The organism is Chroococcidiopsis sp. CCNUC1 (genome assembly GCF_023546805.1).
In the GTDB taxonomy this organism is placed as follows: domain Bacteria; phylum Cyanobacteriota; class Cyanobacteriia; order Cyanobacteriales; family Chroococcidiopsidaceae; genus Chroococcidiopsis; species Chroococcidiopsis thermalis.
The window spans coordinates 2,944,730-2,968,093 of record NZ_CP097480.1 but is presented as its reverse complement, the minus strand read 5'-3'; the positions used below and the strand labels follow the sequence as shown (position 1 = coordinate 2,968,093).

General features: G+C 44.4%; 22 protein-coding genes and 1 pseudogene. 15 read left to right on the top strand and 8 right to left on the bottom strand.

What is annotated here, in order from left to right; genetic code table 11:
• Window positions 1–2: 2 nt before the first annotated feature.
• A complete protein-coding gene (gene gyrA, locus M5J74_RS13835; RefSeq protein ID WP_015154674.1) occupies window positions 3–2,582 on the bottom strand; it encodes a DNA topoisomerase (ATP-hydrolyzing) subunit A in 2,580 nt (859 codons plus the stop codon).
• Window positions 2,583–2,852: 270 nt separating this feature from the next.
• Between gyrA and M5J74_RS13830 the strand changes: the two genes are divergently transcribed.
• The 3 genes from M5J74_RS13830 (at window position 2,853) to M5J74_RS13820 (ending at window position 4,468) form a co-directional block, all read left to right on the top strand.
• Window positions 2,853–3,092: a hypothetical protein gene (locus tag M5J74_RS13830; RefSeq protein ID WP_015154673.1), complete on the top strand. Its 240-nt coding sequence runs from the start codon at window positions 2,853–2,855 to the stop codon at window positions 3,090–3,092.
• A 110-nt stretch (window positions 3,093–3,202) separates the two neighbouring features.
• Window positions 3,203–4,117 carry a histone deacetylase gene (locus M5J74_RS13825; protein ID WP_250016991.1) on the top strand — a complete coding sequence of 305 codons (915 nt, stop codon included), beginning with the start codon at window positions 3,203–3,205 and terminating at the stop codon, window positions 4,115–4,117.
• Window positions 4,118–4,315: 198 nt separating this feature from the next.
• Window positions 4,316–4,468 carry a hypothetical protein gene (locus M5J74_RS13820; RefSeq protein ID WP_015154671.1) on the top strand — a complete coding sequence of 51 codons (153 nt, stop codon included), beginning with the start codon at window positions 4,316–4,318 and terminating at the stop codon, window positions 4,466–4,468.
• Window positions 4,469–4,611: 143 nt separating this feature from the next.
• Here the strand turns inward: M5J74_RS13820 and M5J74_RS13815 are convergent, their stop codons facing one another.
• Window positions 4,612–5,244, bottom strand: a complete 633-nt coding sequence (locus M5J74_RS13815) for an FMN-dependent NADH-azoreductase (protein ID WP_106216076.1) — start codon at window positions 5,242–5,244, stop codon at window positions 4,612–4,614.
• Window positions 5,245–5,426: 182 nt separating this feature from the next.
• Between M5J74_RS13815 and M5J74_RS13810 the strand changes: the two genes are divergently transcribed.
• The 3 genes from M5J74_RS13810 (at window position 5,427) to murF (ending at window position 8,305) form a co-directional block, all read left to right on the top strand.
• Complete coding sequence (locus M5J74_RS13810; protein ID WP_106216075.1) at window positions 5,427–6,323, top strand: helix-turn-helix domain-containing protein; 897 nt, start codon at window positions 5,427–5,429, stop codon at window positions 6,321–6,323.
• Between the two features lie 142 nt (window positions 6,324–6,465).
• Window positions 6,466–6,843, top strand: a complete 378-nt coding sequence (locus M5J74_RS13805; protein WP_015154668.1) for a hypothetical protein — start codon at window positions 6,466–6,468, stop codon at window positions 6,841–6,843.
• A 103-nt stretch (window positions 6,844–6,946) separates the two neighbouring features.
• Window positions 6,947–8,305, top strand: a complete 1,359-nt coding sequence (gene murF / locus M5J74_RS13800) for a UDP-N-acetylmuramoyl-tripeptide--D-alanyl-D-alanine ligase (RefSeq protein ID WP_106216074.1) — start codon at window positions 6,947–6,949, stop codon at window positions 8,303–8,305.
• 59 nt (window positions 8,306–8,364) lie between these two features.
• Here the strand turns inward: murF and M5J74_RS13795 are convergent, their stop codons facing one another.
• The gene (locus M5J74_RS13795) at window positions 8,365–8,718 is read right to left on the bottom strand and encodes a DUF4288 domain-containing protein (protein ID WP_106216073.1); all 354 of its coding nucleotides are present in this window, start codon (window positions 8,716–8,718) and stop codon (window positions 8,365–8,367) included.
• A gap of 78 nt (window positions 8,719–8,796) precedes the next feature.
• On the opposite strand from M5J74_RS13795, the gene M5J74_RS13790 reads away from it, so the two are divergent.
• Window positions 8,797–10,323, top strand: coding sequence for a tetratricopeptide repeat protein (locus tag M5J74_RS13790; RefSeq protein WP_250016990.1), 1,527 nt, complete (start codon window positions 8,797–8,799; stop codon window positions 10,321–10,323).
• Window positions 10,314–10,427, top strand: a pseudogene (locus M5J74_RS33430) (DNA polymerase III); the annotation flags it as partial. The gene M5J74_RS13790 and the pseudogene M5J74_RS33430, both read left to right, overlap by 10 nt.
• 46 nt (window positions 10,428–10,473) lie before the next feature.
• Here M5J74_RS33430 and M5J74_RS13785 read toward each other — a convergent pair.
• Together M5J74_RS13785 and M5J74_RS13780 are read right to left on the bottom strand one after the other, a co-directional pair.
• Window positions 10,474–11,055: a Crp/Fnr family transcriptional regulator gene (locus M5J74_RS13785; protein WP_015154663.1), complete on the bottom strand. Its 582-nt coding sequence runs from the start codon at window positions 11,053–11,055 to the stop codon at window positions 10,474–10,476.
• A gap of 393 nt (window positions 11,056–11,448) precedes the next feature.
• Window positions 11,449–13,368, bottom strand: coding sequence for a 4-Cys prefix domain-containing protein (locus M5J74_RS13780; RefSeq protein ID WP_250016989.1), 1,920 nt, complete (start codon window positions 13,366–13,368; stop codon window positions 11,449–11,451).
• Between the two features lie 142 nt (window positions 13,369–13,510).
• Here M5J74_RS13780 and M5J74_RS13775 point away from each other — a divergent pair, with 142 nt between their 5' ends.
• From M5J74_RS13775 to M5J74_RS13755, 5 genes are all read left to right on the top strand, one after another.
• Window positions 13,511–14,488, top strand: a complete 978-nt coding sequence (locus M5J74_RS13775; protein WP_250016988.1) for a Gfo/Idh/MocA family protein — start codon at window positions 13,511–13,513, stop codon at window positions 14,486–14,488.
• 214 nt (window positions 14,489–14,702) lie between these two features.
• Window positions 14,703–16,151 carry an AmpG family muropeptide MFS transporter gene (locus M5J74_RS13770; RefSeq protein ID WP_371934039.1) on the top strand — a complete coding sequence of 483 codons (1,449 nt, stop codon included), beginning with the start codon at window positions 14,703–14,705 and terminating at the stop codon, window positions 16,149–16,151.
• 85 nt (window positions 16,152–16,236) lie between these two features.
• Window positions 16,237–16,470, top strand: a complete 234-nt coding sequence (locus tag M5J74_RS13765) for a hypothetical protein (protein WP_015154659.1) — start codon at window positions 16,237–16,239, stop codon at window positions 16,468–16,470.
• A 1-nt stretch (window position 16,471) separates the two neighbouring features.
• Window positions 16,472–17,014 (top strand): N-acetyltransferase, encoded by a 543-nt coding sequence (locus M5J74_RS13760; RefSeq protein ID WP_250016986.1) that lies wholly within the window; start codon window positions 16,472–16,474, stop codon window positions 17,012–17,014.
• 146 nt (window positions 17,015–17,160) lie between these two features.
• Window positions 17,161–18,498: a hypothetical protein gene (locus M5J74_RS13755; protein ID WP_106166060.1), complete on the top strand. Its 1,338-nt coding sequence runs from the start codon at window positions 17,161–17,163 to the stop codon at window positions 18,496–18,498.
• A 75-nt stretch (window positions 18,499–18,573) separates the two neighbouring features.
• Here M5J74_RS13755 and M5J74_RS13750 read toward each other — a convergent pair whose 3' ends face one another.
• From M5J74_RS13750 to M5J74_RS13740, 3 genes are all read right to left on the bottom strand, one after another.
• The gene (locus M5J74_RS13750) at window positions 18,574–19,923 is read right to left on the bottom strand and encodes a DUF3370 domain-containing protein (RefSeq protein ID WP_250016985.1); all 1,350 of its coding nucleotides are present in this window, start codon (window positions 19,921–19,923) and stop codon (window positions 18,574–18,576) included.
• 99 nt (window positions 19,924–20,022) lie between these two features.
• Window positions 20,023–21,399, bottom strand: a complete 1,377-nt coding sequence (locus M5J74_RS13745) for a serine hydrolase (RefSeq protein ID WP_250016984.1) — start codon at window positions 21,397–21,399, stop codon at window positions 20,023–20,025.
• Window positions 21,400–21,912 carry a hypothetical protein gene (locus M5J74_RS13740; protein WP_015154654.1) on the bottom strand — a complete coding sequence of 171 codons (513 nt, stop codon included), beginning with the start codon at window positions 21,910–21,912 and terminating at the stop codon, window positions 21,400–21,402.
• Window positions 21,913–22,045: 133 nt separating this feature from the next.
• Between M5J74_RS13740 and hisH the strand changes: the two genes are divergently transcribed.
• Both hisH and rsmD read left to right on the top strand, forming a co-directional pair.
• Window positions 22,046–22,681, top strand: coding sequence for an imidazole glycerol phosphate synthase subunit HisH (hisH, locus tag M5J74_RS13735; RefSeq protein ID WP_250016983.1), 636 nt, complete (start codon window positions 22,046–22,048; stop codon window positions 22,679–22,681).
• An 84-nt stretch (window positions 22,682–22,765) separates the two neighbouring features.
• Window positions 22,766–23,341, top strand: coding sequence for a 16S rRNA (guanine(966)-N(2))-methyltransferase RsmD (rsmD, locus tag M5J74_RS13730; protein ID WP_015154652.1), 576 nt, complete (start codon window positions 22,766–22,768; stop codon window positions 23,339–23,341).
• The last annotated feature ends 23 nt before the right edge of the window (window positions 23,342–23,364 follow it).

Here is a 23,364-nt window from a genome sequence, read left to right as displayed (position 1 = left end):
TCTTAGCACGCAGCCGCTTCATCGCTGACATCAGATGGAACTAGAGCTACAGCCGCGATCGCATCGTCTTCGTCCAAGCGTTGTACTCTTACGCCTGTCGCACTGCGCGATTGGCGGGGGATGGCATCGGTGGATTGACGAATGATAATGCCGCGAGTCGTGATCAGCATTAATTCGTCGCCTTCATTGACTACCATCAAGGCTGCTAGCTTGTCTTTGAATTTGCGATTTTGCTTGAATTTCGTCGCAATTTTGCCTTTGGTGGCACGATTGTACAACTTGAATTGGGAGACGGGGACGCGCTTGCCATATCCTGCCATTGTCACAATCAATACCCAAGGACCTTGAGTAGCATTAGCTATTTCACCATTCTCCTCAGTTTCGGTTTCGACGATTTCGGTTTCTTCGACTTCGGCTTCAGCGGGGTCGGCTTCTTCCATATGGGAAGCAGCAAGTACGGCACTGGCAATGATATCCATGCCGATTAGTTCGTCTCCCTCTTTGAGTTTCATGGCTTTCACGCCCCGGGTGGCTCTACCTAAAGGACGCAATTGTTCGTGACTGGTTCTAAAGTGAATTGCCATGCCAAAGCGAGAACCGATGATAATACTATCTTCGACTCGCGCCCTACGTACCCAACGCAATTGATCGCCTTCTTCTAGGGAAATTGCAATTAATCCGTTTGCCCGAATATTGGTGAAAGCTGCGAGTTCGGTTTTCTTGATGTAACCGCCTTTAGTTAGCATTACCAAGTATTCTTCGCTAGTAAATTCACTAACTGGGACGATGGAAGTAATCCTTTCTTCTTTAGGGATCGGCAGCATTTGCACGATTGGCACGCCCCGACTGGTACGCGATCCCACGGGAATTTGATAGGCTTTGAGGGAGTAGACGACACCGCGATCGCTGAAGAATAAAACGCTGTCGTGGTCGCAGCAGGTGAGGAAGTGATCGACACCATCATCCTCTTTCATTCGCGTCCCCGATTTACCTCGCGTTGCCCGACTTTGAGCTTCAAAGGTATCTAAGGGCATCCGCTTGATGTAGCCTTGTTCCGTCAACAGAATTACTGCTTTCTCGTTGGCGATTAAGTCAATCGCATCGAATTCCCCTTCAGCAGGTTCGATTTCCGTGCGGCGAGGGGTGGCGTGGGCTTGTTTGATTTGGGTGATTTCAGTTTCGATGATTTCTAAAATCCGCTCTCGCCGTGCCAAGATATCTTTTAAATCGGCAATTTGGACTTGTAAATCTTCGTGTTCTTGACGAATTTTCTCTGCTTCTAGTGCTGTCAGTCGCCGCAACTGCATTTGTAAAATTGCATCAGCTTGGGCTTCCGATAGTCCATGAGTATCGATTAATTGCTGTTTTGCCGTAGTTGTATCGGCAGCACTGCGGATTGCAGCAATGATCTCATCTAGGTTGAGTAAGGCAATCAGTAACCCTTGCAGGATATGATCCCGTTCTTCAGCTTTCCTCAGTTCGTAACGGGTGCGGCGGGTAATTGATTCAACGCGAAACTCTAAGAAGACGTGAAGAAACTGTTTTAAAGTCAATAGCTGGGGTTCGTTGTTGACCAACGCCAGCATATTCGCACCAAAGTTAGCTTGAAGCGGAGTTTGCTTGTAGAGGTTGTTGAGAACGACGCGGGGATAGGCATCGCGCTTAAGTTCGATCACGATTCTCATCCCATCGCGATCGCTTTCATCCCGAATATCGGCAATCCCTTCAATCCGCTTGTCATTAACGAGTTCGGCAATTTTTTCAATTAAGGCTGCCTTGTTAGTTTGGTAAGGCAGTTGAGTAATGATAATTGCTTCCCGTTCCGGTCGTCCTCGTTGTTCGACCGTTTCGATCTCCGCCACGCCGCGCATCGTAATTGAACCGCGACCGGTGGTAAACGCTTCGTGAATCCCCGACGTTCCCAAGATTTTTCCACCCGTAGGGAAGTCGGGACCAGGGATATATTGCATCAACTGGCGATCGCTAATTTCTGGATTGTGAATCAGCGCCACTACACCGTCAATTAATTCGCCCAAGTTATGCGGCGGAATATTTGTCGCCATCCCCACGGCAATTCCCGAAGACCCGTTGAGCAAAAGTTGGGGAATTCTCGCAGGTAAAACAATCGGTTCCTGCTGGGAACCGTCGAAGTTGTCGATAAAGTCTACAGTTTCGGCTTCAATGTCCTGTAACAAAGCATTTTCAGTTAATGCCTGCAAGCGACATTCGGTGTAACGCATTGCCGCTGGGGGATCGTTATCCACCGAGCCAAAGTTACCATGCCCTGCAATCAGGGGCGATCGCATGGAGAAATCCTGCGCCATCCGTACCAAGGCATCATACACAGCCGTATCGCCGTGGGGATGATATTTACCTAGTACCTCCCCCACAACACGGGCGCATTTACGGAACGGACGGTCTGCCGTTAATCCCAACTCATGCATGGCGTAAAGAATTCGGCGATGCACGGGTTTCAGACCATCCCTGGCATCTGGTAGCGCCCTACCTACAATTACGCTCATGGCGTATTCCAGGTAAGACCGCGACATTTCGTTCCGCAGATCGGTTGGAATGATGGTCATATCTTTGCAAAAAACTCCAAATTTGTCGATTTCCGGCAGATAATGCCCAAGATGTTGCTAAATCTTCGGTTTAGCTGCCAAAAAGCTGTAAATTATATCAAAATTTTATCATATTTTGCTAGGGATTGGTTGGTAATGGGTAATGGGTAATAGGTAGTTGGTAGTTGGTTACTGATAACTGAGAACTGACAACTGAATTTAAGCCTCAAGATAGTGTGTGCCTAAAGGCGATCGCTTTTAAGCTGGGGCGTGTAGAGGTGAGAATTAGATATGAGCAGTGAAACGGCTCCAGATCGAGCAGAAAAGCAAAATCCCCCAGGAGATCCATCGCAACTCGATCCAGAGGTACTGGATAAAATTAAACACCCGCCTTCGATTCACGACCAAATGAAGCAACTCAGTCCTGAAGAATTGCGGGCAAACCAAGCCGTGTCGCCAGAAATGCTCAATAGTGGCGAAGATTTACGCGATGATATTATGCCAACAGATGAGCCTGAAGAAAGTGACTAGTGGTTAGTGACTAGTGGTTAGTCTCTTTTCTAGTCACCAGCCACCAGCCACTAGCCACTCACGAATGACAACCATATCGCGCTAATCTGAGAATCAATTAGGATTTAGATATGTTGGCTGTCATCTATTCTGACGAGTTTCTCGAACACAAAACGGGACGGTTTCACCCAGAAAAACCAGAACGCATCAGCGCGATCGCATCTGCTTTACAACATACTAGCTTTGCTCACCAACTAGAATGGCGATCGCCTGTGACAGACCCCCAAAGGGCGATCGCGTGGTTGGAAAAAGTCCATTCACCCCATCACATTCAATCTGTTCGAGAACTTGCCACCCAAGGCGGCGGCTATTTGGATCTCGATACTCCTGTATCTCCCCGTAGCTACGATGTAGCGCTATTAGCAGTTAATGCATGGTTGGACGGGATCGATTACACGCTAGCAACAAATAATCCTGCTTTTGTCCTGTCTCGTCCCCCTGGACACCACGCCGAAAGCGATCGCGGTATGGGATTTTGTTTATTTTCTAACGCGGCGATCGCCGCTCATTATGCCTTAGAAAAACCCAATATCGAGCGCGTGGCAATTCTAGATTGGGACGTACACCACGGTAACGGGACTCAGGCGATCGTCGAGAATCACCCCCAAATCGCTTTTTGCTCCTTACATCAGTCTCCCTGCTACCCTGGCACTGGTACAGCCGCCGAAACAGGCGCGCACAACAACGTCCTCAACCTACCCCTCCCCCCAGGTAGCACGATTGCTGACTACCAACCAGTGTTTGAGACTCAAGTGATGCCATTTTTAACTCAGTTTCAACCCGATCTACTGATTGTCAGTGCTGGATACGACGCTAACGCCGCCGATCCTTTAGCAGAAATGTACCTGCAACCGCAAGATTACGGATTATTTACGGAATTTTGTCTTAAGATTACTCACCGGATTGTCTTCGGTCTAGAAGGAGGTTACGATCTCCCTGCCCTGTCTCAATCTGTAGTAGCTACAATCGAACGGTGTCTTTTTTAGGGAGTCAGGAGACGGAATTAACTAGTCACTAACCAAAGCGCCACTAGTCACTGTCAGCTTCCCTCCGTACAATCACAGAGGTGGTATCTAAAAAGAAAATTAATTACAGTAATCTCTCGGTGGAACTCTCACCTAGACAAATGGGTAAATAGAAAAGTCAATCGCATCAACTCCTAAGTTGAGCCAAAGCAAGTAAAAATGACTACGTACATTTTTTTCGATACAGCCTTACGCATTTTTGTCAACGCCTATCTGGTTTCTGTAGTACTGCTTTTATCGGCTTCTGCCATTGGATTAGCAGTTATCGAATCAATTGAAAAAGAGCATCATCCATTCCTTAAGTCAAGATAATCTCTTCCCAGCATGGGTGTAATGGCTGTATAGTATTCGTCTGATGCGATCGAGTTGGGATCGGCTCAGACACTTACAAAAAGGCTTCGACTCGATCGCCAGAATTTAAGCATGTTTGTGACTCAAGAGCTGTAAAAGCTCTTCTATGCTGCAACTAACTCGGCAATTTTTGCTTGAGCGTTGGCGATCGATTTAGCCAAACTCGTGCCACCAAACTCATCATTCTCAACAGAAATAAAGCTGATGTCGGTGATGCCAATAAATCCAAAGATCGTTCTTAAATAAGGGTCTTGATGATTCAGCTTTTCATTACGTTCGCCACTTCCAAAGCCAGAATCACCTCGCGCCGTAATGATAAACATTTTCTTACCTAGTACTAGTGGTTTGTAAGGATTTGCAGCATCCTCTGGTTCAAACACAAATGTTCGTCTAGGGCGTACAATTTGGTCAATGTAAGCCTTGAGCGTGCTGGGAACGCTGAAGTTGTACATGGGAATACCAATGATATAGAGATCGGCGGCTAAGAATTCGTCCACTAGGCGATCGCTAATCCGAATTGCTTCTTGTAATTCAGGGGTTCGTTGTTCTGGCGGTGTAAAAGCAGCTGCAATCCACGGTTCGTCAACATGAGGAACGGGATTGCGCCCGACATCGCGATAGGTAACAATATCATCTGGGTGAGTTTGTTTCCAAGCCTCAACGAATTCTCTGGTGAGCCTGCGAGAATGGGATCGCTCTCCTCTCGGACTGGAATCAATGTGTAGAATACGTGCCATCAGATCTCCTAATGCTCTATTACTGTAGTAGTTGCTCGTACCCTACAATTTAGCCAAGTCGAAAATTCTGGACTACTCAAACCTTGCGCGACTATCACAATCTTGCGGCGACTTTGAATCAGTTATTCAGTTATCAGTGACCTGTGACCGATAATTGAAGGTGTAAGAGATTGGGTAACTAGATGCCAGGTTTAGAGAGATCGCCGACGCGGATCGTTCAGCTTAACACCGATCTTTATCCGCCAATCTATTCCAGTCAAGCGTATGGTTGGAAAAATATTTTGGTTGAGGAATTTCGATATCCTCCAGGGCAAGAAACCTATCAAAATTTAACTAGTCATACCCTTTGTGTATCTTTAAATCGTCGTCCGTCCCGTCTGTCACTAACACTTGGAGATCGTCGTCATAGCGGTCTTTTCAGCCAAGGCGATATTTCTATTACCCCTGCTGAAGCCGTACTAATCTGTCAGGGAAATGACGAAGACAGAATTTTAAGAATTCAGCTAGCATCTCAGTTTTTCCAACAGGTTGCCCAAGATACACTCAAGCTCGATCCCGATCGCGTTGAGCTATTGCCTGAGTTCCGCGCTCGAAATCCTCAGATCGAACAAATTAGCATGATGCTGCTTGCCGAACTCACAACTGGGGGACTGGCAGGAAAACTTTATGTTGAGTCGCTGACAAATGTATTAGCCGTACATTTACTCAGAAATTACGTGGCTGTCGAGCGTAATATAGCTCTATATGATGGGGGATTGAGCGATCGCCAACTGCTGAAAGTCGCGGACTACATTAATGCTCATCTGGCTGACGACATTACCTTATCCGATTTAGCTCAATTACTCGGTATGAGTCCATTTCATTTCAGCCGCCTCTTCAAGCGATCGATACAAGTTACCCCTCACCAATACGTGCTTCAGCAACGGGTGGAACTGGCAAAGCAGTTACTCCAACAAACCGAACTATCCATTATGGACATTGCTTTGCAGTCTGGTTTCAGCAGTCACAGTCATTTAGGCAAATGGTTTCGGCAGCAAACAGGAGTCACTCCTAAAATGTACCGCATCAATTTTCGTTGAAGCTTGGACAAATAAATTTCGCAGCTACACAAATTAATCATCTATCTTAGGGTCTATTTGTCTCCTAATTTGGATATACTTAGCAAAACCATCAGCACGTTTTTGCTCGGTTTAGCTTCAGCTCTATATCCCAGGAAGTCAAATGCTCGATCGCAACCCTTTACAATTGGAAACAGAAATTGCCAGAATCGCTAGAGTCATGATGACTCGTAATTCAGAGATTGGCAGCGATATCATTGACGATTTGAGAACAAAACTGACAAGTGAAGAATTAGCTGGTTTGTTGCTTGTCGGTATTGAGCGTATCCTCTGGTTTGATGTCGATGCAGTTTTCTGGACTATAGAACAGATGATTCCTGCCGATCTCATGCAGGAAATTAGAAAAATTACCAATTTAGCGTTTTACAAGCAGTTAATTAACCAAAAATTTATTCCTGGTGTAGACTTTAGCATTGATGCCGATGGCAAACTGTTATTAAATCACAATGCAAAAGCAGCTTTAGTGAAGAGTAAGGGGTAAGGGTTAGGGAAGAAGTCAAAAGCCAAAAGCTAAAAGTCAAAATTTGCCTACACCCCCTATAACCTTTCCCAACTTACGACTTACGACTTACGACTTCTCCAATATGTCTTTCCACGCCACTCTCGCTCGACTCATTTCTCTATTGGCTGCTAAGCCACAACATCTTTCTGACAATGCGTTAGCTTCAACTTGTACGGGAATTAACACCGATACGCGCAGCCTCAAGCCTGGAGATATATTTGTGGCTTTGCGAGGGGAAAAGTTCGACGGACATGGATTTGTCGCAACGGCAGTTGAAAAAGGTGCGATCGCGGCAATTGTTGACGGACACTATCAAGGTGATTTACCTGTATTGCAGGTACGAGATACCCTTCAGGCGTATCAACAAATTGCCTCTTGGTGGCGCAGTCAGTTTCATATGCCTGTTATTGGTGTGACTGGTTCTGTCGGTAAAACCACCACTAAGGAGTTAATTGCAGCTGTCTTGGGAACTCAAGGCAACGTCCTCAAAACCCATGCGAATTTCAACAACGAAATCGGCGTACCAAAAACATTGTTGGGACTGGATACTCAGCATGACTTTGCCGTCATCGAAATGGCAATGCGAGGAAGGGGTGAAATTGCCCTATTAACTCAAATTGCTCGTCCTACTATTGGTGTCATTACTAATGTTGGCACGGCACATATTGAACGCTTGGGTTCTGAAGAGGCGATCGCGCAAGCAAAATGCGAACTATTAGCCGAAATGCCTCAAAATAGCGTGGCAATTCTCAACTACGATAATTCTCGCTTAATTTCTACTGCTAACACCGTATGGCAGGGAAAAACTATTACCTACGGTTTAGAAGGGGGAGACATTCGAGGGGAATTACTCGATTCTCAAACTTTAAAAGTAGCAGGATTAGAGTTGCCTTTACCCTTACCAGGACGACACAATGCCGTCAATTTCTTGGCAGCTCTGGCAGTAGCAAAGGTGTTGCAGATCGATTGGTCGGTGCTAAAAACAGGTTTAACTGTCGATATGCCATCAGGGCGATCGCAACGTTATGAATTAGCAGATGACGTGGTAATCTTAGATGAGAGTTATAATGCTGCACCAGAAGCTATGCTAGCAGCGTTACAACTACTAGCACAAACACCAGGAAAGCGACACATTGCGGTGTTGGGTGCGATGAAAGAATTGGGAGAGCGATCGCGAGAATTACATCAGAAAGTTGGGGCAATGGCACGGCAGTTAAATTTAGATTTACTGCTGGTTTTGGTAGATGGTACGGATGCAGAAGCGATCGCGCAGAGTGCAACGGGTATACCTGTAGAGCGTTGTGCTACCCATGTGGAATTAGTTGAGCGGTTGAAAGGAGGAGTGAAAGCAGGCGATCGCATTTTATTTAAGGCTGCTCATTCCGTAGGTTTGGATCGGGTGGTAGAACAATTTCGAGCGGAATATTGTTGCAATCCCTAGTGTAGAGACGTTACAAGTAACGTCTCTACAGAGGATATAACGTTTCTACAAGCAAGAAATTAAAGTTCTTCGCCTGATAATAACGGCTCGAATTGACAATATGCTTCGTAATTCCGAAAATGTCGGGCATAGATTTCCGTAACGTTGCTAAAATTATCGTACAAAACTGAATTTACATCAATTATCTGCTTGCAAGTCCAAGTGATAGTGTCATTGTACTGATTCTGATAGCTGCATTCTTGTTGGCGGCTGTAAAGCAAAGCCTTTTCTCTAGCTTCCTCTAAAGAATTCGCTTGGATAAGTATAAAACATTCCTCGTACAAAGGTCGATCGTTTGTCGTGCTTGATGATTCAAATAAAACCACGGCGATGTAGAAAGAAGTTTCTTGGGTATGGCTGCTATCAACTGTCATTAATATCTCCTCTCGCAGTTTCTAACTAAACATATGGCATAATACTCTAAGTAATTATTTATACTTTGTATTTAGGTAATGACTCTAGTATTCAACGCGATCGCCTCTGCGGGAATAGCGACGATCGCTTTTGGGCAAATATTACCCATGAGTAACGCTCCATTACCTTCTACTCAAGAGAATACTGCTGCTAAAACTTATCTCAATATTGCTCGATCGGTTTCTAAAAACTCTAAAAAACCTGTTTCTATGGACGCTGAAACTTTTTACCAACGAGGTTTGGTAAAGGCTAAGCGAGGAGATTATGAAAGAGCGATCGCTGACTTTACGGAAGCGATTCGACTCAAACCTCAATATCCTGAAGCTTATTATCAAAGAGCATTAACTCGTTATCAACCAGATGAAGATGGTGAGTATGAGAATTCCGATAGTGAAGGAGCAATTCAAGATTTAACTCAAGCAATTCAACTCAAACCCGATTATGCTGATGCGTACTACGAGCGAGGCGAGATTCTCAGCAATAGTGGTGAAGTGGAACAAGCAATTGAAGATTTTAACCAAGCAATTCGACTCAATCCCAATCATGTTGCAGCTTATTTCAGCAGAGCTAATCTCCGCGAGAGCGAACTACAGGATAAAAAGGGAGCGTTAGCAGATTTCGATCGCGTCTTACAACTGAATCCAACAGATGCCTTATCATATCTACAACGGGCTAGACTCCGATCTGCTCTAGGAGATCCACAAGGAGCTTTAGCCGATGAAGTACAGGCTGCTAAAGTTCAACCGAATAACGCCGACACATATCGCTATCGCGCTCTTAACCGCGAAGGAAGAGGAGATTTTCAAGGAGCAATTGAAGACTACACGCAAGCAATTCGCCTCAATCCTAATGATGCCATGCTCTACTTTTATAGGGCATTAACACGTCAAAACATGAAGGATTTTCAAGGAGCAGTTGCCGATCTCAGCCAAGTCAGGCGGCTTAAATTAACTCATCCCGATAACGTTCATCCCGATGCAGCTGGTACTTATACGTATCAAGCTCAGATTCATGAAGCAGCCGGAGATTATCGAGCAGTTATAGAAGATTATACTCAAGCACTTAAGATGAAGCCGAATGACAAAGCTGCATATACGAACAGAGCTGCTGCGCGTTTGAAAATTGGCGATCGCCAGGGAGCAATTGAGGACTATTCTCAAATTATTCAGTTAGATCCTTGCGAGCTTTCAGCATATAGCAGTCGCGCTTGGTTGAGATACAAGTCGGGAGACAAGCAGGGTGCGATCGCCGATTATACGCAAGCAATTACATTTAGTAATGGAACGATTTCCTCTGCATTTAATTATTACGGTAGAGCCGAGGCGCTGTTTGCGATAGGAGATTATCGAGGTGCGATCGCTGATTATACAAAAGCCATTCAACTCGATCCAGAATCAGCTGCTACAACATATGCTAAAAGAGCTATGGCACGCGATCGCATTGGTGACAAAAAAGGTGCAGCCGAAGATCGAAAAGCAGCAGCTAGTTTACCTCCAGAACCAGAACAGCAAGTATTTCAAACCATAGGTTTCAGCTCTAGACAATGCGAAGATAAGAAGCATTAGAAAAACTCAATTTTCCCCTCGAAGGCACGCATCATCGCGGTGGGGATGATGCTTGGAATATTGCCTTGATTTTATCAGAACTGTTGTTGAAAAGTAGAGGTTAATATGGTGGGCAATGCCCACCATAAGCTAATCATAAATCGTTATAGATCAGGCAAATTTAGTTTGACGATCTAATAAGACAATGAAATGGCGGCGGGGGCGATCGATGATACCTTCTTGTTCGAGCTGAGATAGCAGGCGCGTCACGGATACGCGAGTCATACCAATAAATTCTGCGATCTCTTGATGAGTCAGGCGTAGGTCAATTAGCCGTCCGCGTTCCACAGGACGGGCAAACTTACGCGCTAACCACAGTAGCATTTGTAGCAGGCGATCGCGGGCGTTGGTTTGGCGAATAATACTTAGTAGTTCCTCTGCTTGTTGTACGTGATGGCAAATTGCCGTCAATACCCATTCTCGTTGGTACGAGGGAACGTAACTGACTTCTACACTCGTAATGCACTCAACTTGATAAGGTTGGATATTCGACAAAGGCTGACCGATGACATCACCTGTACCCCAATACCCCAATGTCATTACTGTTCCCTCCTCACTCCAAGTGACAGTGCGAACAACTCCCCGCTCGATATGCAATAGCATCTCCGATTTTAGGGGAATTGAGTCATGACGCTTGAACATTTGCTGAGATAAATTCTCAGCTATAGTAATCGTTGGTGAGAGAGATGACATAAGCATTTCCAGGTGTAGGTTTCAGATTTTAGGTATGGTAGATGGCATTATTGACGAGCGTAAGATCTATATTTCAGAATGTAATTAGGTAGGTTTGCGCTTGAGCGGAGGTCTGAAAAACAAGAATTGCCTCACAAGAGAGTATAAAGTCATTCAAACATTGTTGCAAGCTAATTGAGAATTTCTATCACTTGTATCAAGAAAATTGAGGAAAGTTTCTTCTCCTTTGGTTTATCTTCCCTGACTAATTATTTCTAGGGTAGAAATACCCAAAATATACTGAAAATATACTAAAAAAAATGTACTCCTTGTCAAATGACGAGCTGTCAGGGACGGGGACAAGTCAAAAGTCGCAAGTCACAAGTGCATAATTCAGAATTCCGAATTCTCCCCTCATTGCGGTACGCGCCACACCTTAACTGTTTTGTCCTCGCTCGTACTTACCAACGTGCGTCCATCGGGGCTGAATGCTACAGCCCAAACTGCTGCTGTATGCCCTTTAAACGCGGCGAGTTCTGCGCCTGAAATGATGTTCCACAGCTTTATTGTCCGATCGTCGCTACACGTAGCGATTGTTTGCCCATCTGGACTCACCGCAACGAGATTGATATCGGCAGTATGACCTGCGATCGTCCGAATTGCTCTACCAGTGTTGAGATTCCAAACTGCGATCGTCGTGCCGTCGCTGACGCTGTAAAGTTTCTGGCTATCTGGACTAATGGCAACAGACCAAACCGCACCTTTGTGTCCTCTGAGGGTGCGCAATTCTTTGACTGGATTATGGTTTAAATCCCAAATTTTCATAGTCTTATCGCCGCTTCCAGTAACTAGCTTCTGTCCGTTGGGGCTGATGGCAACGGTGAGAACTTCTGCTGTATGCCCTGTAAGGGTAATATTTTTCCCTGTCTTCAGATCCCAAATTTTAGCCGTCTTGTCATAACTGGCACTGGCAATCTTTTGTCCGTTTGGGCTAATGGCAACGGAATTGACATAGCTTTTATGCCCGCGTAGAGTTTTGATTTCTCGCCCAGTGTTGAGATTCCAAACTTTTACTGTATTATCTTTACTGCCACTGACAAGGGTTTGATTGTCATTAGCAATCGCCACCGAATAAACCCAGTCTAAATGTTCCTCAAGCGAGCGAATTTCTCGCCAGCTATTTGCATCCCAAATTTTGACAGTGCGATCGTCGCTACCAGTAGCAAACTTTTTACCGTCAGGAGTAAAGGCAACACTATTCACTTCATCTGTATGCCCTGTTATGGTATTGACTTGCTGTTGTTGCCAGTAATACAAATATGCTACTAGCGCCAGCAATAGTAGAAAGCAGCCACCTAAAAGCCGACTCCGTTTAGATGGTTTTGCTGATGGAGTTATAACTGTGGGTTGAGGCGATGTGGCTGAAGTGTTTGCCTGCGGGGATACTAAAGCTGCGGTTTCTACTGCGGTTAACGGGGTTGTCAGTGCAGGTACAATCGGCTGAAGCGATCGCGCTACTGCAAGATAGTTTTGCTGAGGTTTTTTTTGTAGTAACCGATCGATCGCCTGCGCGAGTTCCTGACTAACTGCTTGTAATAACGGGTGACGTTGCCAATTCGCACTCCAGTTGCGATCGCCTTGAAGCCAAGAAAAATAGGGGTGTCCAGATAATAAATGCAGACAAGCTACACTTAAATCGTAGAAATCGAGATTTGTTTGTAATGCCCAGTCATCGTCAAATGAGTTGTTTGGATGTAAATTATTTGGATGAAATAGCTGTTTGGTCAGATCGAAGTTAATTAACATCAACCTGTCATCACTATTACGGCGGATAATACTTTCTAAGTTTATATTTCCGTGAACGATCTGGCGCTTGTGGATGAAATAGAGTAACGGCAATATTTGACCTAAGACATCCCAAATTTGTTGCTCGCTAAATGTTCCTTGCTGAACTAATTCCTGTCTTAAGGTTTGCCCCGCAATTGCTGGTTGAACTAAATAAAAATAGTTTCCTTGGGTAAAATAAGCCGACAAAGTAGAAATTCGATCGTTTTCGCCAATTTGTGCTAACTTCTTCGCTAGAGAGTAAAAAATATTCGAGACGGAATAGTATTTATTAGATCCAGGTAACGCTAATTGTTGGACCACGTAAGATTCTCGTGCATCTCGATCTTGAGCGAGAAATATTTGACTAAAGCCACCACCAGCTAGGGGGTAAACTGGACGGAAGCGATCGCCTAAACTCGGAACGAGCTTTGTGCCACAACTAAAGCAATATTCCCGATCGTCAGGGTTAACTGGATTTTGGCAGTTGGGATTGAGGCAGCAGAGCATAACGTCAGCACCTACTAGCCGTTTCGGAACATCATAAACAAGTTAAAAGTCAAAAGTCAAAAGTCAAAAGTCAAAAGTCAAAAGTCAAAAGTCAAAAGTCAAAACTTTTCTTCTTATCCCTTACCACACAACAATCGTCACAATGCTCGATGACCAAATTCAGATCGGAATAGTAGGTACTGGCTATGCAGCGAAGTTAAGAGCAGAATCTTTTGGAAGAGACGAGCGATCGCGTGTCGTTGCAATTGCTGGGCATACTCCTGAAAAGACAGCAACTTTTAGTCAGATGTATCAAGCCCAAGCGGTTGATTCTTGGCAACAGTTAGTAGCAAGGGAAGATATAGATCTCGTTGTTATCTGTACGATTAACTCAGATCATGGAGCGATCGCCAAAGCTGCTTTACAGAACCACAAGCACGTCGTTGTAGAATATCCTTTGGCTTTGGATGTAGCGGCAGCAGAGGAAATTATTGCTCTAGCTAAAACTCAAAATCGGTTATTGCACGTCGAACATATCGAGTTACTGGGTGGCTTGCACCAAGCCTTAAAACAGTATTTACCGCAAGTTGGTAGCCCGTTCTACGCCCGTTACAGCACGATGAATCCCCAACGCCCCGCACCTCGACGTTGGACTTACAATCAAGAGATGTTTGGCTTTCCTCTATGTGGTGCGCTATCGAGAATCCATCGCCTTACAGATTTATTCGGTACGGTTGAGACTATCAGTTGTCAAAATCGTTATTGGGGTACAGATCCCGAGTCATTTTTTCAAGTGTGTTTGTGTACTGCACAAATTCGATTTACTAGCGGAGCGATTGCCGAAGTTAGTTATGGTAAAGGGGAAACTTTGTGGCAAAACGAGCGCAAATTTGAGGTTCACGCCGATAAAGGTGGTTTAATTTTTGATAAGGATGATGGCGTTTTAATTCAAGCAGAGGAAACAACAAAAATTGACATTGGTTCTCGACGTGGATTATTTGCTAAAGATACAGGTATGGTATTAGACCATTTACATATGGGTGTGCCTTTGTATGTGTCTCCAACTGAAAGTTTGTATGCTCTGAAAGTTGCAGATGCAGCGCGGCGATCGGCTCAGATAAAAGAGACGATTGTGATGTAGGGGCGGGTTTGCTCAAGATATTTAAGAAAATTAATGTCGCGCAAAGTCGCAAAGTCGCAAAGAAGATCGCTAAAGGTCTTTTGCGTGAGATTCTAAAGGTTTGATTAAGAAACCACCAGAAAAGCGATCGCTGATTTAATGCTGTTGTATCTGATAGGAGTCTTTGAAAGTGACAGCAATGCGATCGCTGCTACAAGTTTTTCAAAGTCGCAAGATGGCGGCTTTGCTACTGCTGGGTTTTGCTTCGGGTTTGCCGTTGTTTTTAACGAGTCGAACTTTACAAATCTGGATGAAGGAATCAAATATCGATTTAGGGGTCATTGGCTGGTTCAGCTTGGTGGCTTTACCCTATTCTTTAAAGTTTTTGTGGTCGCCTGTTTTAGATCGATTTGTACCCCCTTTTTTGGGGCGTAGGCGGGGGTGGTTGGCGATAACTCAAATTGGGTTAATTGTCGCGATCGCTGCTTTGGCTTTTCAACAACCTACTCAAGATGTACGAGTCTTGAATTTATTGGCAATTACTGCTTTGATTGTTTCTTTTTTCAGTGCAACTCAAGATATTGTTGGCGATGCTTATCGCACTGATGTTCTGAAGCCACAAGAATTAGAAACTGGGGCATCTGTTTGGGTACTCGGTTATCGCATGGCTTTGTTAGTCACGAGTTTTTTAGCTTTAGTTTTAGCTGATTATTTACCTTGGCAAGTTGTTTATTTGTTAATGGCGGCTTTGATGGGAGTTGGACTATTTACAACTTTTTGGTCGCCCCAACCAGAGAACGATATTTTAGAGGAGCGATCGCCTCCTACTGTTAAAGATATAGTCTTTTTAATTGGCGGAATTGGATTAATTGCAGGACTACTCTTAGCGGTTGGTACGGGTTATCTACCTTTACCTATATTTTATTGGATAATCGCAGCTTTAATTGTAGTGTGGTTAGCTGCATCATTTGTGTTACCAACAAAAACTAGGGAAATAGCCACAGAGAGATCGCCACAAACATTACAAGAGGCAATTTACTTACCTTTTCAAGAATTTTTTCAGCGTCAAGGAATTGGGGCAGGAATTCTAATTTTACTATTTATCTTGCTTTATAAGTTGGGAGATGCCTTAGTGGGAAATATGGCAAATCCATTTTTAGTAGATTTAGGTTTTAGTAAAAGCGCAATTGGCGCAATTCAAGGAGGAATGGGATTTTTAGCCACAACTGTAGGAGTATTAATCGGTGGCGTAATTTTAACCAAAATTGGCATAAATCGCGCCTTGTGGGGATTTGGAATTCTGCAACTGATGAGTAACTTAGGCTATTATATTCTAGCGATCGCCGGAAAAAATAGCTCGTTACTCGTCATAGCAATTAACATCGAAAATTTCTGTGCTGGCTTAGTCACGGTTGTAACTGTTGCCTACTTAATGAGCCTGTGCGATCGCCGCTTTACCACAACTCAATTTGCCTTATTTTCTAGTTTAATGGCAATGAGTAGAGATATTTTAGCTGGACCTGCTGGTGAAATTGCCAAAGCAACAGGTTGGGCAACCTTCTTTTTACTAACAATAATTGCTGCTATACCAGGATTGCTACTTTTACCCATCGTCGCCCCTTGGAACTCGAAGTATATACTACCCAGACCAGGACTAGATGAAGAAGACTGGCAACAGTTGTAGGATGGAATAGGTAATAGGTAATAGGTAATGGGTAATTGGTAACAACACTCAACCAACAACCAACAACTAACAACTAACAATCAAAATGGCTATCTTCCGTCAATACATCGCTCCATTATTAGTCGTACTCGTATTCTTAATTGCCTTGGTTGCAGTCAGCGCCCGTATATTCATTCCTGCTGATATGGCTGCACCCGCACCTACCGAAGAAGTCAATTCCCAGCCAGATAATGCCCAAGTTAATTTGACAAACGCGATCGCCAGTGGATCGGATGTGTTAGCGAAGCTGAACGAAGTTATCGCCCCGTGCCTAGTTTGAAGTGACTCAACAGCTACTACCAGGCTACTCAATCCATTCTGGCACTAACCAGGATAGAACTCTGCTGCTCCAATTCATGCAGCAGAGTTACCAAGAAATTTTTCCCAAACAAAACTTTGCTCATCTCACCCGCACAGTCGAGCAATATTTTTCTAGGGATACGCCGTTATGGTGGGTGGAGGAAAGTCAAAATTCAAAAGTTAAAAGTCAAAATTCAAAACTTGCCGACTCCCGCCAAAAAGTAGCTTGCTTGTGGGTAGGAAACGCCGTAGATCAAGTCAAGGGCGATCGCCATACATATATATTCTTACTCTACGTCAAACCAGAATACAGACAACGGGGTATCGGTAAAGCATTGATGAGATATCTCGAAGATTGGGCGCGAACAAAAGGCGATCGGCAAATTGGCTTACAAGTCTTTCAATCTAATACCCTAGCCTTAGACCTATATCACAAACTAGGCTATCAAATTCAGTCACACTGGATGATCAAAACACTAGAGGAAGGGAGCAGGGAGCAGGGACGAGCTGGGAGCAGAGAATAGAGAACGGGAAACAGCAAACAACTACCAACTACCCATTACCCATTACCGCATCTGCAATTTAAATTCCTGTCAATCTCACACCAGTCAGATCCTCAAACTGCCATACAACCTTTACCCTAGTAAAAGCCATACAATCAAAAAACCTCATGGTAGAAGCAATCCTAGAGCGATCGCGCCAACTCAAACAAGACTTAACCGATTTCGTCCTCGATGCAGAAGGAGAACTCGCTGAGGCTTTAGAGGCTTATGCTGCTGCCAATGCGCGTAAAGACCGCTACGATGCGGTTCAGCAAGAAATAGTCATCGATACATTTATTACTGAAGGACAGGTCGGCGACAAAACACCTATAGACTTATTTATTGAAAGCCAGCCTGAGTTGACTAAGAGCGATCGCCAATTGCTAAATAGTTGGAAGCGGAGTTTTATCGGTTTATTTACTATTACTAAAATTCTTCCCGATGGTTTGGAATTGATGAACTGGCTGACGGCAAAACAATACACTGTGAAGCCAAACAACGAGAGAACATTACAAGAAATGTCTCGCTGGAAAGAGGGAGAAATCTTACTGACTCGCATCGCACCCGTCACCGATGATTATTGGACATTTTCTTGTGCTTACACGCTGATGGGTAAATTGGGAAAACCCAAACTTGCCGTAGCAATTGGTAATTTTAAAGACAACCATAGAAAACATCTTTATAGCGATGCTCCAGATTTATTAGCAGAAGCTTGGCAATCTGTGGCTAACTATCATCAAGAATTTATAGATTTCTTTGGAAATGAAGAAGTGACGATGCCTGGTTATCAACTCAATAAAAAAGTCGCTGAATTTCAAGAAATACTAACTCAACAACGCCTCAAAGCAGCCGGAGTTGATGAATCTAAAAGTTTGTCAGAACTAGCTGAAGAAGCGGGAGTAGGAGATGAAGAAATTGAAGCAGCCGCTAAGGAAGCAGGTGCGGACTCGCAAGCAATTTCTCAGATTCTTGCAGATAAAAGCAAGACTAAAATGGTAGCACCAAAAGTAGAATTACCAGCAGATCTGAAAAAAGCCGAACAGGTGACGGCGATTTCTCATCCTCGTTGGGGACAAATGTTTCTACCTACGTATACTAAGTTCGTAGAGTTGTTAGAAGCTGAGGATTGGCGATCGCAAGAAGGTGCGGAAAAATTAGTTAAGTATTATTTAGAAAATGCCACTATCAACACTTTTATCTGGCAGAAATTAGCACGACAATACCCCAAACAATTAGAAAAAGTATTGCAAACGGTCTTAGAACGCCCTCAGTTCAAACTTGACAGCGACTTAGAACCGCTATTACAAGAATACAATAAACCGATAGAACCGGAATTACCAGAAATTGCTAGCGTTCCTATTCATCTACACAACTTATTTGAAGAAGCTTTTGTAGAGGTGAATAAATCTAGTTCTAAAACCAAAGGTGGAAGTAAGAAGAAGACGGGTTTTGGTTTAAAAAAATAAGATTGCAAATCTTGTTTGCATCTATGACATGTGTAGAGACGTTACATGTAACGTCTCTACAATTATGTAATGTCTCTATTTTGTACCAATCGTTAAAACCTGCGGAGGGGTTGCATCTGGCGGATAAAGAAAGTCTAACTGTATCAAACGGCGATCGCCTGGTTTCATCTGTAAAGTTACTAATGCTTCTCCCTGCTGTCCCCTCGTCTGAACCAAATGCACGTACTTCGTCCGAGGTAAGTTTTGGTCGTCGTTATAACGCAACCTTACCGTACCGCGAAAGAATACCTGCTTGGCTGGCGAACTAAAGAAACGCAACCCGCCTTGACTGAGTTTGTCTTCCTTCAGGGGTGTTTCTAGAGAGACGGTAACAGTTCGATCGCGATCGCTATTGTTTTGTAGTGGCAAACTCAGACTATATTGGATCCCATAGTTACCGTGGGCGCGATAAGCTGTATCTGGGTAACGAATCAGCATTGGCGCACTTTGAATTTGACTCGTTCCCAACGTCCCTTGGTTCAACATACTCAAACCATAGGAAAAAGCTTCACCTGGCGACGGGATACTTAAAGAAGAAGCACCCGACGAACTATCAACCAATTGCGATCGCCATTGGGAACCCTGTGCCACCCCAGCAACGCGACCGTAAACAACTTTACCGCTCGTTTGTTCTGGTGGTGTAGGAGTTTTATCGCGGGGTCCAGCTAAATTCCCACGCTCTAAGATTTGCTGCCATTCTTCTAGAGTAGGCGATCGCTCTTGACCAGTAGAATCAGTAGGCGCGTACATTGCCAAACTTGCAGCATATACCGTTCCACTACTCCGCAAGCGCATGAATGTAGACCGTCCGTTAATCGGCGGTTCTAAACCTTGTACTGGAATTGGCAAGTTAACTAACATCTGGCTTTGTCCGGGGGGAATAATCAGTTGCGGCGGAAAACTCGACTGTCGCTGTCCGCGCAAAATCTCATTCATGACGCGATCGCCTGGTCCCGCAAATATCGTACCCAAGTTATTTTCAGCTACAGGTGGTAATTCTGCAAACGGTGCATCCGGTTGGCTGAGATAACTGGCTGCTTGCAAAATATCTACCCGTACCGCTTGCTTGCCAGGATTATGTAAGATGACTCCTAAATAGAGCGATCGCAGATCGTCCGGTGTAGTCGGTTGAAAAACGTGATGAGCAAACAGATCGAATCTACCCCTAAAAGGAAAATTCAGATGAGCGGATTTAGATTTTTTTCCAGCAGGCGGAAAAGTGGAAAGTAAGATTCCTTCTGCCTGTACTTTTTCGGGACTATTACTATTAAATACTGGCACTGTATCCAAACTGCCAGCTAAAGGACGCACAATTCGCGGTTGTACAATTTCTTGTGGTGGGGGAGTGGTTTGAGCAATGGGGAAAATTGGCAACAAAGGCAGCATAAGCAAGTCAAAAGTTAAAAGTCAAAAGTCAAAAGTTGTAGAGGCGGTTTCACGAAGCATCTTTGACTCCAACAAATATTTCCTGTAAACCCATCCAAATTAATTAGCAAAAGCCGCTAAAACGCGAGGAATAAATTGTTGGCGCGTTCTGTTTTTATTCCTACCAAGATGAACGATAACGAGTTGGTGTGAAGGAATAATAGCAGTGTACTGATCTTGAAATCCTTGAGCGGTCATAATTTTGCTGTGTCCAGATGGTGTAGAAACATTCATTAACCAAAAATGAGCGCCATAATTTTTCTTGGGTGCTGCTGGAGCTGGCGTGCGACTATATTTCACCCAGCCTTCGGGCAAGATGCGTTGCCCTTCCCACATGCCATCTTGTAAATAAAGCAAACCAAACCGCGCCCAATCCCTTGCCGTAGCATACATGAAAGCAGAACCGATAAAGGTTCCCGATGCATCCGGTTCGATAACTGCACTAGACATCCCCAGAGGATTGAATAGAGCGCGACGGGGAAATGTGAGATAATCGGCATCGCGATCGCCGACCGCACGGCGCACAATCCGAGAGAGAATGTTGGACGTACCGCTGGCATACTGCCATTTACTACCTGGATCGGCTTCTAAAGGCTGATTTGCCGCATAAGCAGCTACGTTACTCTGACCGAATAGCATTTGAATTAGATTACCCAGAGGGTTGCCCTCGTTCTCGTCAAACTTCAAACCGCTACTCATGCGAAGCATTCGATCGAGTGCAATTTGACTGCGGCGATCGCCTGGATGATTCCACTCTGGCATGAGATTTTCGTCTGTTAGCGACAGCTTACCCTGCTTGACTAAAATGCCTACTAGTGCATTCATTACACTCTTAGTCATCGACCATCCCAACAACGGCATTTGCGCCGAAAAACCTGGGGCATAACGTTCTGCCACAATCTCGCCTTTGTAGACAATGACAACAGCCCTAGAGTCATGTTGAGGATTGAAAATCCAATCCATAGCTGCTGCAAGTTGTTTTTGGTTAATTTCAGCCGGAATTTGGTTTGTCTTTCCTTGCAACCAACGTCGATCTTGTCGTGGAGTTAAGTTGAGTTGCTGAGTCTGCGATCGCAACTCTTGTACAGAGCGATCGATAACCAAAGTACAACCAAGCCCAGGACGAAAGGTCGCTTGGTGTTTTGCCAAGCCCAAAATACTTGCGGTGACAGATTGCTGCGGGCGATCGATATTTACTTGAATTGACTTAACAATTGACTGTTCCAAGGTTGGTAAATCTGCAATTTCAGCCAAGACATCTCGATTGAAAATAGATTCTGGAGTGCGTTGAGAGACAAACACGCCCGAACAAAATTGTTTTGCTTGATAAGCCGTGCCAATACTCAAGACTCGCCACAGGGTAAAGCTAATATAGCCAATAATACTGACGCTAATTAAGCCAAAGCTCCACAAGATATACTTAAAGGCTGGTTTCATTTAATAATTACCCAGTCGTTGCAAAATAACTTCAAAATCATTTAAAACAATATTTGAATTTTGCTCTGTCAATATCGGAACGTGAATAAAAACACAATTTACTGGCAACTGATGGCGTTGAATCCACTCTAAAACTGAATAATAAAGTCCTTCACAGACAAACTTCCCTGCATCGTGACTAATTTTTACTCTGTCATTCTCCTGTACTAAATTTCCTAAATCGATGTTTGTCTGTAAAATACTACCATTCCAAGTCGCATTAGATTCAATCGTCAAATGCTGTCGGCGTTCTGCCATCCCGCAACAAATAATTGAATTAGGTTCTAAAGCCTGAGCTTTTTCCATCACTATATTGCTGGCAAGTTGAATATTAACAGGCAACTGACGCAAAAAGTTGAGAACAGCAAATGTATAGTTAAGTTGAGATATTTTTTCTAGAAGGTCGTCAGAAGAATTCGTTGTGTGATGGGGTAGCCAAGTTGTAAAGGAAGTTAGCAAGATCTTTTTTGTCATATGCAATGGTAGGGGCGGGTTTACCAGCCATATTTGTCGGAGTCAGAGTTGTTCCGCGAAGCCGCCCGTACACAGTTTCGTATAAGCAGGTGTATTGACCTAAAATAATAGAGTGCCGAAATGAGGATCGATTATGGCAACGATCGCAGTTGTAGATTATGACATGGGAAACTTGCACTCTGCCTGTAAAGGACTAGAAAATGCAGGCGCAACCCCAAAAATCACGGATTCCGCCAGAGAAATACTACAAGCAGATGCGATCGTCTTGCCAGGGGTTGGCTCATTCGATCCAGCCGTGCAACATTTGCGATCGCGGGGTTTGGAAGCACCCATCAAACAGGCGATCGCTAGCGGGATACCATTTTTAGGAATTTGCCTCGGTTTGCAAATTTTATTTGAAAGCAGCGAAGAAGGCAAGGAACCAGGACTGGGAATTATTGCTGGTACTGTCCGCCGCTTCACCTCCGAACCAGGAATTACAATTCCCCACATGGGTTGGAACCAACTGCAATTTACCCAACCAGAATGCACGTTATGGCAAAAGTTGCAACCCAATCCCTGGGTTTATTTCGTTCATTCCTACTACGTCGATCCCGTCAATCCTCAAGTTCGCGCTGCTACAGTCACTCATGGTAGCCAAATCGTAACAGCGGCGATCGCCCAAGATAACCTCGTAGCCGTCCAATTTCACCCCGAAAAGTCTTCTACAGCAGGTTTACAAATTTTATCTAACTTCGTGGCGCAGGTAAAGGTTGGTGTTGCGTGTTAGTAGGGGTGGGTTCAACCAAAAATCTTTGGTTTGTTCGCACAGATGTTCGATAAAACCCGCCCATACAAGTTTTCGTACCCTCCGATGAGTCTCAGAATCTCCGGGAATCGCCAACTAAAATCTCTCCCAGGTAAAGATACGCGCCCTACTAGCGGTAGAGTGCGGGAGGCAGTATTTAATATCTGGCAAGGAAAAATTGCTAATTGTCGCTGGCTTGATTTATGCGCCGGAACTGGCTCGATGGGTGCAGAAGCTTTATGTAGGGGCGCTAGTTGTGTAGTCGGGATCGAGCAATCCAACCGTGCTTGCAACGTTATTCAACAGAATTGGCAGAAAATAACCAAACCAGAACAACAGTTCCAGGTATTGCGCGGAGATGTCGTACAAAAATTAAAAACTCTAGTCGGACAGCAATTCGATCGCATCTACTTCGATCCACCCTATGCCAGTGGATTGTATCAGCCAATATTAGAGGCGATCGCTCGCTATCATCTCTTGCACCCAGAGGGAGAACTCGCTGTAGAATACGATTCTGCGCTCTGGCAACCGCAAGCCATCTCTAGCTTAGAAATCTGTCGTCAAAAAGTTTACGGTAATACAACTCTGACCTTTTATACTAGGGAGTCGGGAGTCGGGAGTCGGGAGTCGGAAGAAAAATGAGAAAGGTAGTAGTACTCTCTTCC

Bases quoted from the DNA above. Each gene is read 5' to 3' on its own strand.
- M5J74_RS13765 (WP_015154659.1), top strand. From the start codon at position 16,237: ATGGCTATCTTCCGTCAATACATCGCTCCATTATTAGTCGTACTCGTA.
- M5J74_RS13820 (WP_015154671.1), top strand. From the start codon at position 4,316: ATGACTACGTACATTTTTTTCGATACAGCCTTACGCATTTTTGTCAAC.
- M5J74_RS13745 (WP_250016984.1), bottom strand. From the start codon at position 21,399: ATGAAACCAGCCTTTAAGTATATCTTGTGGAGCTTTGGCTTAATTAGC.
- M5J74_RS13770 (WP_371934039.1), top strand. From the start codon at position 14,703: ATGGCGGCTTTGCTACTGCTGGGTTTTGCTTCGGGTTTGCCGTTGTTT.
- gyrA (WP_015154674.1), bottom strand. From the start codon at position 2,582: ATGACCATCATTCCAACCGATCTGCGGAACGAAATGTCGCGGTCTTAC.
- M5J74_RS13780 (WP_250016989.1), bottom strand. From the start codon at position 13,368: ATGCTCTGCTGCCTCAATCCCAACTGCCAAAATCCAGTTAACCCTGAC.
- M5J74_RS13740 (WP_015154654.1), bottom strand. From the start codon at position 21,912: ATGACAAAAAAGATCTTGCTAACTTCCTTTACAACTTGGCTACCCCAT.
- M5J74_RS13785 (WP_015154663.1), bottom strand. From the start codon at position 11,055: ATGTCATCTCTCTCACCAACGATTACTATAGCTGAGAATTTATCTCAG.
- M5J74_RS13830 (WP_015154673.1), top strand. From the start codon at position 2,853: ATGAGCAGTGAAACGGCTCCAGATCGAGCAGAAAAGCAAAATCCCCCA.
- M5J74_RS13805 (WP_015154668.1), top strand. From the start codon at position 6,466: ATGCTCGATCGCAACCCTTTACAATTGGAAACAGAAATTGCCAGAATC.
- hisH (WP_250016983.1), top strand. From the start codon at position 22,046: ATGGCAACGATCGCAGTTGTAGATTATGACATGGGAAACTTGCACTCT.
- rsmD (WP_015154652.1), top strand. From the start codon at position 22,766: ATGAGTCTCAGAATCTCCGGGAATCGCCAACTAAAATCTCTCCCAGGT.
- M5J74_RS13750 (WP_250016985.1), bottom strand. From the start codon at position 19,923: ATGCTGCCTTTGTTGCCAATTTTCCCCATTGCTCAAACCACTCCCCCA.
- M5J74_RS13790 (WP_250016990.1), top strand. From the start codon at position 8,797: ATGACTCTAGTATTCAACGCGATCGCCTCTGCGGGAATAGCGACGATC.
- M5J74_RS13755 (WP_106166060.1), top strand. From the start codon at position 17,161: ATGGTAGAAGCAATCCTAGAGCGATCGCGCCAACTCAAACAAGACTTA.
- M5J74_RS13775 (WP_250016988.1), top strand. From the start codon at position 13,511: ATGCTCGATGACCAAATTCAGATCGGAATAGTAGGTACTGGCTATGCA.
- M5J74_RS13810 (WP_106216075.1), top strand. From the start codon at position 5,427: ATGCCAGGTTTAGAGAGATCGCCGACGCGGATCGTTCAGCTTAACACC.
- M5J74_RS13825 (WP_250016991.1), top strand. From the start codon at position 3,203: ATGTTGGCTGTCATCTATTCTGACGAGTTTCTCGAACACAAAACGGGA.
- M5J74_RS13815 (WP_106216076.1), bottom strand. From the start codon at position 5,244: ATGGCACGTATTCTACACATTGATTCCAGTCCGAGAGGAGAGCGATCC.
- M5J74_RS13795 (WP_106216073.1), bottom strand. From the start codon at position 8,718: ATGACAGTTGATAGCAGCCATACCCAAGAAACTTCTTTCTACATCGCC.
- murF (WP_106216074.1), top strand. From the start codon at position 6,947: ATGTCTTTCCACGCCACTCTCGCTCGACTCATTTCTCTATTGGCTGCT.